This window comes from Tabrizicola sp. YIM 78059 (assembly GCF_004959785.1).
Lineage (GTDB): Bacteria > Pseudomonadota > Alphaproteobacteria > Rhodobacterales > Rhodobacteraceae > Tabrizicola > Tabrizicola caldifontis.
The window spans coordinates 149,948-159,576 of the sequence record NZ_SJZH01000005.1 but is presented as its reverse complement, the minus strand read 5'-3'; the positions used below and the strand labels follow the sequence as shown (position 1 = coordinate 159,576).

General features: G+C 64.6%; 10 protein-coding genes. 4 read left to right on the top strand and 6 right to left on the bottom strand.

Annotated features, from left to right (window positions below; all coding sequences use genetic code 11):
• Positions 1-27: 27 nt before the first annotated feature.
• Positions 28-1,527, bottom strand: coding sequence for a CoA-acylating methylmalonate-semialdehyde dehydrogenase (locus EZM81_RS08900; RefSeq protein WP_136645463.1), 1,500 nt, complete (start codon positions 1,525-1,527; stop codon positions 28-30).
• A 93-nt stretch (positions 1,528-1,620) separates the two neighbouring features.
• On the opposite strand from EZM81_RS08900, the gene EZM81_RS08895 reads away from it, so the two are divergent.
• The 3 genes from EZM81_RS08895 (at position 1,621) to coaD (ending at position 3,655) form a co-directional block, all read left to right on the top strand.
• The gene (locus EZM81_RS08895) at positions 1,621-2,529 is read left to right on the top strand and encodes a LysR family transcriptional regulator (RefSeq protein ID WP_135448713.1); all 909 of its coding nucleotides are present in this window, start codon (positions 1,621-1,623) and stop codon (positions 2,527-2,529) included.
• Between the two features lie 56 nt (positions 2,530-2,585).
• Entirely contained in the window at positions 2,586-3,020 is a 435-nt protein-coding gene (locus tag EZM81_RS08890; protein ID WP_135448712.1) for a CBS domain-containing protein, read from the top strand.
• Between the two features lie 143 nt (positions 3,021-3,163).
• On the top strand, positions 3,164-3,655 hold the full coding sequence (coaD, locus tag EZM81_RS08885; protein ID WP_135448711.1) for a pantetheine-phosphate adenylyltransferase: 492 nt from the start codon (positions 3,164-3,166) through the stop codon (positions 3,653-3,655).
• A 65-nt stretch (positions 3,656-3,720) separates the two neighbouring features.
• Here coaD and EZM81_RS18280 read toward each other — a convergent pair whose 3' ends face one another.
• From EZM81_RS18280 to gap (EZM81_RS08875), 4 genes are all read right to left on the bottom strand, one after another.
• On the bottom strand, positions 3,721-3,891 hold the full coding sequence (locus tag EZM81_RS18280) for a hypothetical protein (protein WP_167850924.1): 171 nt from the start codon (positions 3,889-3,891) through the stop codon (positions 3,721-3,723).
• A 173-nt stretch (positions 3,892-4,064) separates the two neighbouring features.
• Positions 4,065-5,066: a type I glyceraldehyde-3-phosphate dehydrogenase gene (gene gap, locus EZM81_RS08880; protein WP_136645462.1), complete on the bottom strand. Its 1,002-nt coding sequence runs from the start codon at positions 5,064-5,066 to the stop codon at positions 4,065-4,067.
• A 104-nt stretch (positions 5,067-5,170) separates the two neighbouring features.
• Positions 5,171-5,314: a hypothetical protein gene (locus tag EZM81_RS18275; RefSeq protein ID WP_169052340.1), complete on the bottom strand. Its 144-nt coding sequence runs from the start codon at positions 5,312-5,314 to the stop codon at positions 5,171-5,173.
• 34 nt (positions 5,315-5,348) lie between these two features.
• On the bottom strand, positions 5,349-6,350 hold the full coding sequence (gene gap / locus EZM81_RS08875) for a type I glyceraldehyde-3-phosphate dehydrogenase (RefSeq protein WP_135448709.1): 1,002 nt from the start codon (positions 6,348-6,350) through the stop codon (positions 5,349-5,351).
• Between the two features lie 188 nt (positions 6,351-6,538).
• Here gap (EZM81_RS08875) and EZM81_RS08870 point away from each other — a divergent pair, with 188 nt between their 5' ends.
• Positions 6,539-7,513: a DUF808 domain-containing protein gene (locus EZM81_RS08870; protein ID WP_136645461.1), complete on the top strand. Its 975-nt coding sequence runs from the start codon at positions 6,539-6,541 to the stop codon at positions 7,511-7,513.
• 72 nt (positions 7,514-7,585) lie between these two features.
• Here EZM81_RS08870 and tkt read toward each other — a convergent pair whose 3' ends face one another.
• The gene (gene tkt / locus EZM81_RS08865) at positions 7,586-9,601 is read right to left on the bottom strand and encodes a transketolase (RefSeq protein WP_136645460.1); all 2,016 of its coding nucleotides are present in this window, start codon (positions 9,599-9,601) and stop codon (positions 7,586-7,588) included.
• Positions 9,602-9,629 lie beyond the last annotated feature (28 nt).

The window sequence follows — 9,629 nt, the reverse complement described above, 5'->3', positions numbered from 1 at the left end:
CCCTGCCGGTTTCAGACTGCGATCTGCCTAGTCCAGAGCCTTGAAGTTCAGGCTTGCACCTTCCTTGATGCCGCTGAACCAGCGGGCGGTCACGGTCTTGGTCTTGGTGTAGAAGCGGAAGGCGTCAGGCCCGTACTGGTTCAGGTCGCCGAAGGCCGACTTCTTCCATCCGCCGAAGCTGAAGTAGGACAGCGGCACCGGGATCGGGAAGTTGATGCCGACCATCCCGACGTTGACACGCGAGGCGAAGTCGCGCGCGGTGTCGCCGTCGGCGGTGAAGATCGCGGTGCCATTGCCGTAGTCGTTGTCCATCACCAGCTTCAGCGCGTCGTCGTAGGATCTTGCGCGGACGGTGGACAGGACCGGCCCGAAGATTTCCTGCTTGTAGATGTCCATGTCGGGCGTCACATGGTCAAACAGCGTGGCGCCCACGAAGAAGCCGTTCTCGTAGCCCTGAATCTTCAGCCCGCGGCCATCGACCACCAGCTTGGCGCCCTGTGCCACGCCGCTGTCGATCAGGCCTTTCACGCGCTCTTGCGCCTGGCGGGTGATCAGCGGCCCAAAATCAACATCGTTTCCAGCGGTATAGGGGCCGACCTTCAACTTTTCGATCCGCGGGATCAGGCGTTCGATCAGCGCATCGGCCGTCTTTTCGCCCACCGGCACCGCAACCGAGATCGCCATGCAGCGTTCGCCCGCCGCGCCGTAGCCCGCGCCAACCAGCGCATCGGCCGCCTTGTCCAGATCGGCATCGGGCATGATGATCATGTGGTTTTTCGCACCGCCGAAGCACTGCGCGCGCTTGCCGTTTGTCGCGGCGCGGCCATAGATGTATTGCGCGATCGGGGTCGATCCGACGAAGCCCACGCCCTGGATTACCGGATGGTCAAGAATGCCGTCCACCACTTCCTTGTCGCCGTTGACCACCTGAAGCACACCATCCGGCAGCCCCGCCTCTTGCAGAAGCTGCGCAAGATACAGCGAGGTCGAGGGCACGCGTTCGCTGGGTTTCAGGATCATCGCGTTCCCGCAGGAAAGCGCCGGGGCCATCTTCCACAGCGGGATCATGGCCGGGAAGTTGAAGGGCGTGATGCCTGCGACGACGCCCAGCGGCTGGCGCATGGCGTAAAGGTCGATGCCAGGGCCGGCCGAGTCCATGTATTCGCCCTTCAGCATTGCCGGCGCACCCATGCAGACCTCGACGACCTCGAGGCCCCGCTGCACGTCGCCCCTGGCATCGGGGAGGGTCTTGCCATGTTCGCGTGCGACCATTTCGGCCAGCTTGTCCATGTCGCGGTTGATCAGCTGGCCAAAGGCCATCATCACCCGCGCACGACGCTGCGGGTTGGTCGCGGCCCATGCCGCCTGGGCCTTCGCGGCCTCGCGGATCGCGTGGTCAAGTTCCGCCGTGGTCGCCAGCGCGACGTGGGCCTGCACTTCGCCTGTGGCGGGGTTCATCACTTCGGCAAAGCGGCCGGAGGTTCCGGGGACAAGCTTGCCGTTAATCCAGTGACCGATCTCTTGCATGGTATCCTCCCGAATGAGCTGAGGCGCTTTTACTCTTGCGGAAACGCCAGACAAAGAAGCAATCTGCCAAAAGGGTCTTGCAGGAATGCATGAATGGACTGGGACGATCTGCGCGTCTTTCTGGCGGTGGCGCGGACAGAAAGCCTTTCGGCGGCCGCCAAGCGGCTGAAGATCGACCCGGCCACGGTCGGACGCCGCATCGCCCGTCTGGAGGAGGCGACGCGCGCGCGTCTGTTCACCAAATCTCCCCAAGGCTATGCTCTCACCGAAGAGGGTGCGCGGCTTTTCCCTCACGCCGAAGCGGCCGAGCACGCCGCACTGGGGGCACAGGAAAGCCTGTCCGGCCCCGGTGGGCTGACCGGCCTGGTTCGCATCGGGGCGCCGGATGGCTGCGCGAACTATCTGCTGCCGCAGATCCTGGCGCGGATCTGCGACGCGAACCCCGGACTGGAGGTGCAGATCGTCGCGCTGCCCCGCGTGTTCAACCTGTCGAAGCGCGAGGCCGACATGGCAATCGCCGTCTCGCGCCCCGAGGCCGGGCGGCTGACTGTGCAAAAGCTGACCGATTACCGGCTGCATCTGGCCGCCAGCCGCAACTATCTGGCGACGCATCCGCCGATCCGTGTGCCGGCGGATCTCACCGGGCACCGGGTGGTGGGTTACATCCCCGACATGATCTTTGACAAGGAACTGGACTATCTGGCCGAAATCGGGATCGGTCCGGCCAGTCTGACATCGAATTCGGTCTCGGTTCAGCTGAACTGGCTGCGGCACGGGGCGGGGATCGGGGTGGTGCATGACTTTGCGTTGCCCGCCGCCCCTGGCCTGACCCGCATCCTGACCGACCGGATCAGCCTGACGCGGGCCTTCTGGCTGATCCGTCACGAAAGCGACGCGCGGCTGGACAGGCTGAACCGTTTTGCCGACCAGCTGGTCCGCGAGGCGCGGGCCGAGATGGCGCGGCTGGAAGCGGCACTGGCGCAAGCCGAACAGCAGGCTTGACAGAATCCCCGTTGCGGTCCGACCCTTGTCGTCCGGTCAGGAGGAGGGGCCGTCCCATGCTCGTTCAGCAGATCCTCAAGTCCAAGGGTGACGATGGCGTGGTCACCGTGCCGCCCGGCACCAGCGTTCTGAAAACTGCCGAGCTTCTGTCGGCCCGCCGCATCGGGGCGGTCATCGTATCGGCCGACGGCAAGCGCGCACAGGGCATTGTGTCGGAACGCGACATCGTGCGCGAAATCGGGCGGCGCGGTCCGGCCTGCCTGTCGGAGCCGGTGGAATCGCTTATGACCGCGAAGATCGTTTCCTGCACCCGCGGCGAAAGCACCGACGAAGTGCTGGGCCGGATGACCGACGGCCGTTTTCGTCACATGCCGGTGGTCGAGGGCGACGAGATGATCGGCCTGATCTCGATCGGTGATGTGGTGAAGGCGCGTCTGATGGAGCTTGCGGCCGAAAAGGACGCGCTGGAAGGGATGATCAAGGGGTTCTGAGCGCCCGCGTTCATCTGTCTGGCCGGATCCCGGGTTGGGGCGCAGTGGCGTGTGCCCGCAGGCAAGCGACAGCTTTCCGCTTGCACAGGTTGGCGCAATATTGTTGCGTGCGCGGGCAGAGACAGGGCAGGGGGCAGCTGGCCATGCGCATCGGGCTTTATCCGGGAACCTTCGATCCGATCACGCTGGGCCATGTGGACATCATCCAGCGCGCGATGGCACTGGTCGACCGGCTGGTGATCGGTGTGGCGATCAACCGGGACAAGGGGCCGTTGTTCACCCTGGAAGAGCGTGTGGCGATGGTCGATGCCGAATGCCGCGCGATCGCGTCCCGAACCGGCGGCGAGATCGTGGTGCATCCGTTCGAGAACCTGCTGATCGACTGCGCGCGTGATGTGGGTGCGGGCATCATCATCCGTGGCCTGCGGGCTGTTGCGGATTTCGAGTATGAATTCCAGATGGTCGGCATGAACCGGGCGCTGGATTCCAGCATCGAGACCGTCTTCATGATGGCCGATGCCCGGCGGCAGGCGATTGCCTCGAAACTGGTGAAGGAAATTGCGCGGCTTGGCGGCAATGTCTCGAGTTTCGTGCCGGAACCTGTCGTAGCGGCGCTGCAACGGAAATTCGGCTGAGGCGCGATCGGATTTCGGAAACGCAAGAGGGGCCCGAAGGCCCCGCGTCTGGACTGGTCAGGGTGTCATGCGGCTTTGCCGTAGACCGCCTCGCGGGCAATCCTCTCGGCGTCGCCGGGGTAAATCCCCAGGTCCAGGGCCACATTCAGCGGCAGGTTCGCGATCTCGTCGCGGGTCTGCCGATAGCGCGCGTAATTCGCGGCAGCGGTCTTCAGCATGTCGATCACGGCAATCATCTCTTCATCCTTTCGTGCGGGGGTCTGCTTGTCCTCCTCGCATGGTCAGTATGTGGGGATGATGTTAGCGCCAACAACGGCCAATGCTGCGATGCGGCTATGCGTCAGTCGCATGGCTTGCGCAAAAATGAAGGGGCGCCCGAAGGCGCCCCCAAATACCGGATCGCAAGAGATCAGAGCAGTCTGCCCATCGCCACGGCCGTATCGGCCATGCGGTTCGAGAAGCCCCATTCGTTATCATACCAGGACAGGATCGACACGAAGGTGCCGTCCATGACCTTGGTCTGATCCATGTGGAACACCGATGAATGCGGGTCGTGGTTGAAGTCGGACGACACGAGCTTTTCGTTGGTATAGCCGAGGATCCCCTTCAGCCGCCCCTCGGCCGCTTCCTTGATCGCGGCGTTGACCTCTTCCACGGTGGTCGGACGCTTGGCGATGAACTTCAGGTCCACGACAGACACGTTCGGCGTGGGGACGCGCATCGCAAATCCGTCCAGCTTGCCCTTCAACTCGGGCAGAACCAGACCCACCGCCTTGGCCGCGCCGGTCGATGTGGGAATCATGGACAGCGCCGCAGCACGGGCGCGGTAAAGATCCTTGTGCATCGTGTCCAGCGTCGGCTGGTCACCAGTGTAGCTATGGATCGTGGTCATCATGCCCTTATCGATCCCGATTGCCTGGTGCAGGACCTGGGCGACAGGGGCAAGGCAGTTCGTGGTGCAGGAAGCGTTCGACACCACGATGTCGTCACTGGTCAGGGTGTCGTGGTTCACGCCATAGACGATGGTCTTGTCCGCCCCGTCGCCAGGCGCCGATATCAGCACCCGCTTTGCGCCGTTTTCCAGATGCGGCTGGCATTTTTCCTTCGAGGTGAAGATGCCCGTGCATTCCATCACGATGTCCACGTCCGACCAGGGCAGGTCGGCGGGGTTCTTCATGGCAGTCACCCGGATCGGGCCGCGGCCCACGTCGATCGTGTCTGTGCCAGTGATCACCGGGGCGGGAAACTTCCCGTGGACCGAGTCGTAGCGCAGAAGATGAGCGTTGGTTTCCACCGGCCCAAGATCGTTGATCGCCACCACCTCGATATCGGTACGCCCCGATTCGATGATGGCGCGCAAGACGTTGCGCCCGATGCGTCCAAACCCGTTGATGCCAACCCTGACCGCCATGTCCTCGTCCTCCGAAGCTCAGATCCGCTTGCGGCGGTCCCGTGACCGCCCGATAGCGCTAACAAAGCGATATCGCATGGAAATGCAACCTCAGTTTGACGCGGTCAGCGCCAGAAAGCCACCCATTCGATCAGCTCAAGGAACTTGCGCGCCAGGAAGACCAGCGCGGCTGCATCATTGAAGGCCAGGTCGGCGCCGATGCCTGCCAGCAGGACCAGCCCCAGCCACAGCGCGATACGGTTGGTCAAGCCCGCCCCTCCTGCGGGGCCTGCCGCGCCCCGCCTATTGTGCAAGCCGCCCCATGACGCCGGCCACATCGGCCATCCGGCAGGAGAAGCCCCATTCGTTGTCATACCACGCCAGCACGCGAACGGAACGGCCCACGACCTTGGTTTGATCCGGCGCGAAGATCGACGATTGCGGCGTGTGGTTGAAGTCGATCGAGACCTTGGGTTCGGGATCATAGGCCATGACCATGCCCATGTAGCCCTGGCAGGCCTCGCGTACGATCTGGTTCACCTCCTCTGCGGTCACCGACTTCTGTGCAATGAAGGTCAGATCCACGGCGCTGACGTTCGGGGTGGGAACGCGGATCGCGCTGCCGTCCAGCTTGCCCTTCAGCTCCGGCAGAACCTCGCCCAACGCCTTTGCGGCACCGGTCGAGGTCGGGATCATCGCCATGGCAGCGGCACGGGCGCGATACAGATCCTTGTGGCGGCGGTCGAGCGTCGGCTGGTCGCCAGTATAGCTGTGGATCGTGGTCATGATGCCGCTTTCGATGCCGATGGCGTCGTTCAGCACCTTGGCCAGGGGTGCAAGGCAGTTCGTCGTGCAGGATCCGTTCGAAACGACCAGATGTTCCGGCAACAGGCTGCGGTGGTTCACGCCGTAGACCACCGTCATGTCGGCCCGCTTGGCCGGGGCCGAGACCAGAACCCGCTTTGCCCCGCGACCCAGATGCACGGCGGCCTTGTCACGGTCGTTGAACTTGCCGGTGCATTCCAGCACCACGTCCACGCCTTCCCAGTCCAGCTCCTCAGGATTGTAGGTGGACATCACCCGGATCGGCCCGCGACCGAGGTCAAGCCCGCCATCCGTGACCTTCACCACGCCGGGAAAGCGGCCGTGCACGCTGTCGTATTTGAGCAGATGCGCGTTGGTTTCCACCGGGCCGGTCGCGTTGATCGCAACCACCTGCACGTCGTTGCGGTTGGATTCCGCGATATGGGCCAGCGTGCAGCGTCCGATCCTTCCGAAGCCGTTGATGCCGATGGTGATGGTCATGTCGCCCCTCCGGTTCACAGTCTCTGCCGCGCCATAACCGCTACCGCCCGCCCTGCAAAGGCATAAAGCGACACAAAATCATAATGTTAGCGCAATCTTCGCCTGTTTGCGCTAACCTGGGGCGGGGCTTTGCCGAATCCCCCAGTTCCGGGTTACGCGTGAGACCTCAGCCGACGGAGCCGATGCCAATGAGCGGACTGCTTGCCCTTCTTGACGACGTTGCCGCCATCGCCAAGGTGGCGGCGGCCTCGGTGGACGACATCGCCGGTGCGGCGGCCAAGGCGGGGGCAAAGGCCGCGGGCGTGGTGATCGACGATGCGGCGGTCACGCCAAAATACGTCCATGGCTTTTCGGCCGACCGGGAACTGCCGATCATCTGGCGAATTGCGCTTGGTAGTCTGCGCAACAAGCTGCTGATCCTGTTGCCGGGCCTTCTGGCACTGGATGCCTTCCTGCCGCAGGCGATCATCCCCTTGCTGATGCTGGGCGGGGCCTACCTGTGCTTCGAGGGGGCCGAGAAACTGGTTCATGCGCTTGCCCCCCATGCCGACGAGGCAGTGGAGGCCGACTTCGATACGAAGGATCCGGTGCATCTGGAAGAGGAAAAGGTGGCCGGCGCAATCAAGACCGATTTCATCCTGTCGGCCGAGATCATGACCATCGCACTGGCTGCCATCGAGGCGCCAAACCTCTGGCTTCAGGCCGCCACGCTGGCGGTGGTGGGCACGCTGATCACGGTCGCGGTCTATGGCGCCGTGGCGCTGATCGTGAAGATGGATGACGTGGGCCTGCACCTGGCTGCCACGGGCCGGACCGGGGCGGGCAGGGCGCTGGGCCGGGGGCTGGTGCTTGGCATGCCGAAGTTGATGGCGCTGCTTTCTGCGGTGGGAACTGCGGCGATGCTGTGGGTCGGGGGTAATATCGTGATCCACGGGCTTGAGGTCACGCATTTCTGGCCTTGGCCCTATCAGACCATTCACCACATCGCCGAGGTCGCCGCCCATGCCGTGCCCGCCGCGCCGGGCGTGGTGGGCTGGCTGACCACCGCCGCGCTGGACGGGGTGTTCGGTCTGGTCCTTGGTGTGCAGCTGATTCCGGTGGCAACGCGGGTGATCGGGCCGATCTGGGCCACGATCACCGTGGGCAAGGCCGGCACGGACTGATCGGTGCGACCTCACCGGGGCGTAGAAGGCAAACCCAGGAATTTTCACCGAGAAATTCCTGGGCTTCCTGGATCAGAGCAGCGTCTTGACCTTCGCTACCGTTGCCTCGGCGGTGATGCCGAACTCGGCGTAAAGCCGCTCCATCGGGGCCGAGGCGCCAAAGGTGGACATGCCGACGAAACCGGCCTTCGCCTCGCGTCCGCGTTCGCCCAGAAGCCAGCGGTCCCAACCCTGCCGGACTCCCGCCTCGACGGCCACGCGGACCGGGCCGGGCGGCAGGATCTTGCGGCGATACGCCTCGTCCTGTTCGGCAAAAAGCTCCATCGAGGGCATCGAGACGACGCGGGTGCCGATGCCTTCTGCCTCGAGCGCCGCACGCGCCTTCAGGGCGATCTCCACCTCCGAACCGGTGGCAATCAGGATCGCCTGGCGTTTGCCTGTGGCCTCGGCCAGCACATAGGCGCCTTTCGAGACCATGTTGGCGTTGGTGTGGGTCTTGCGCACCGCGGGCAGGTTCTGGCGGCTCAGCGCCAGGACCGTGGGCCGGGTCTTCTGGGTCAGCGCGATCTCCCAAGCCTCGGCCACCTCGACCAGATCGGCGGGGCGGATCACCAGCGTGTTGGGCGTCGCCCGGCTGATCGCCAGATGTTCGACCGGCTGGTGGGTCGGCCCGTCCTCGCCCAGACCGATCGAATCATGCGTCATGACATAGACGACCGGAATCCCCATCAGCGCCGAAAGCCGCATCGAAGGCCGGGCATAGTCGGTAAAGCACATGAAGGTGCCGCCATAGGGGCGCACGCCGCCATGCAGCGCCATGCCGTTCATCGCGGCGGCCATGCCGTGTTCGCGGATACCGTAATAGACGTAGCGGCCCTTGCGGTCCTCGGGGGTAAAGACGCCCAGGTCCGGCGTCTTGGTGTTGTTCGACCCCGTCAGGTCGGCTGAACCGCCGATGGTCTCGGTCATGACCGGATTCACCGCCGTCAGCACCTTTTCCGAGGCCGCGCGGGTGGCCAGTTTCGGCGCATCGGCCACCGCCTGCTTCTTCACCGCCCGGATCGCCGCGCCCAGTTTCGCCGGGGCATCGCCGGCGAAGATGCGGGCGAATTCGGCCTGTTTCGCGGGCGAAAGCGCGGCCAGCCGCGCCTCCCAGTCCGCGCGGGCCTTCGCGCCGCGCGCGCCCAGGCCTTCCCACCACTGCTTGATGTCGGCCGGCACCTCGAAAGGTCCGCCCGGCCAGCCATATGCGTCCTTGGCCGCCTGCAATTGCGCCTTGTCGGTCAGCGCGCCGTGGCCCTTCGAGGTGTCCTGCGCCGCATGGCCAAGAGCAATATGCGTCCTGCAGGCGACCATCGCGGGGCGAGCGCTGGCCTTGGCCGCCGTCAGCGCCCGGTCGATGTCCACCGGATCATGACCGTCACACTCGAACACGTCCCAGCCCGAGGCGGTGAACCGCGCCTTCTGGTCGGTGATGTCGGCGATCGACACCTTGCCGTCGATGGTGATGCCGTTGTTGTCCCAAAGAACGATCAGGCGGCTCAGTTGCTGCTTGCCCGCAAGGCCGATAGCCTCCTGGCTTACGCCTTCCATCAGGCAGCCGTCGCCGGCGATGACCCAGGTGTAATGGTCCTGGATCTTCGCACCCCAGCGGGCGCGCAGGTTTTCCTCGGCAATCGCAAAGCCCACGGCGTTCGAGATGCCCTGACCCAGTGGGCCGGTTGTTGTCTCTACCCCCGCAGCATGGCCGTATTCCGGGTGTCCCGCCGTGATCGCGCCCCACTGGCGGAAGGCCTTGATCTGATCCAGCGTCATGTCCTCGTAGCCGGTCAGGTACAGGAGCGCGTAAAGCAGCATCGAGCCGTGCCCGGCCGACAGGATGAAGCGGTCGCGGTCCGGCCAGCGCGGGGCCTTCGGGTCGAACTTAAGGTGCTTCTCGAACAGCACGGTGGCCACATCGGCCATGCCCATCGGCATGCCTGAGTGGCCCGAGTTCGCGGCGGCCACGGCGTCAAGCGCAAGCGCGCGGATCGCGGTGGCGCGCATCCAGTGGTCGGGATGGGTCTGGCGCAGGGTCTGAATGTCCAAGGCGGCGTTCCTTCGGCAAGGGCTGGGC

Excerpts from the sequence above, each read along its gene's own strand:
- EZM81_RS08900 (WP_136645463.1), bottom strand. The coding sequence starts at position 1,527 with ATGCAAGAGATCGGTCACTGGATTAACGGCAAGCTTGTCCCCGGAACC.
- EZM81_RS08895 (WP_135448713.1), top strand. The coding sequence starts at position 1,621 with ATGGACTGGGACGATCTGCGCGTCTTTCTGGCGGTGGCGCGGACAGAA.
- EZM81_RS08890 (WP_135448712.1), top strand. The coding sequence starts at position 2,586 with ATGCTCGTTCAGCAGATCCTCAAGTCCAAGGGTGACGATGGCGTGGTC.
- coaD (WP_135448711.1), top strand. The coding sequence starts at position 3,164 with ATGCGCATCGGGCTTTATCCGGGAACCTTCGATCCGATCACGCTGGGC.
- EZM81_RS18280 (WP_167850924.1), bottom strand. The coding sequence starts at position 3,891 with ATGATTGCCGTGATCGACATGCTGAAGACCGCTGCCGCGAATTACGCG.
- gap (WP_136645462.1), bottom strand. The coding sequence starts at position 5,066 with ATGGCGGTCAGGGTTGGCATCAACGGGTTTGGACGCATCGGGCGCAAC.
- gap (WP_135448709.1), bottom strand. The coding sequence starts at position 6,350 with ATGACCATCACCATCGGCATCAACGGCTTCGGAAGGATCGGACGCTGC.
- EZM81_RS08870 (WP_136645461.1), top strand. The coding sequence starts at position 6,539 with ATGAGCGGACTGCTTGCCCTTCTTGACGACGTTGCCGCCATCGCCAAG.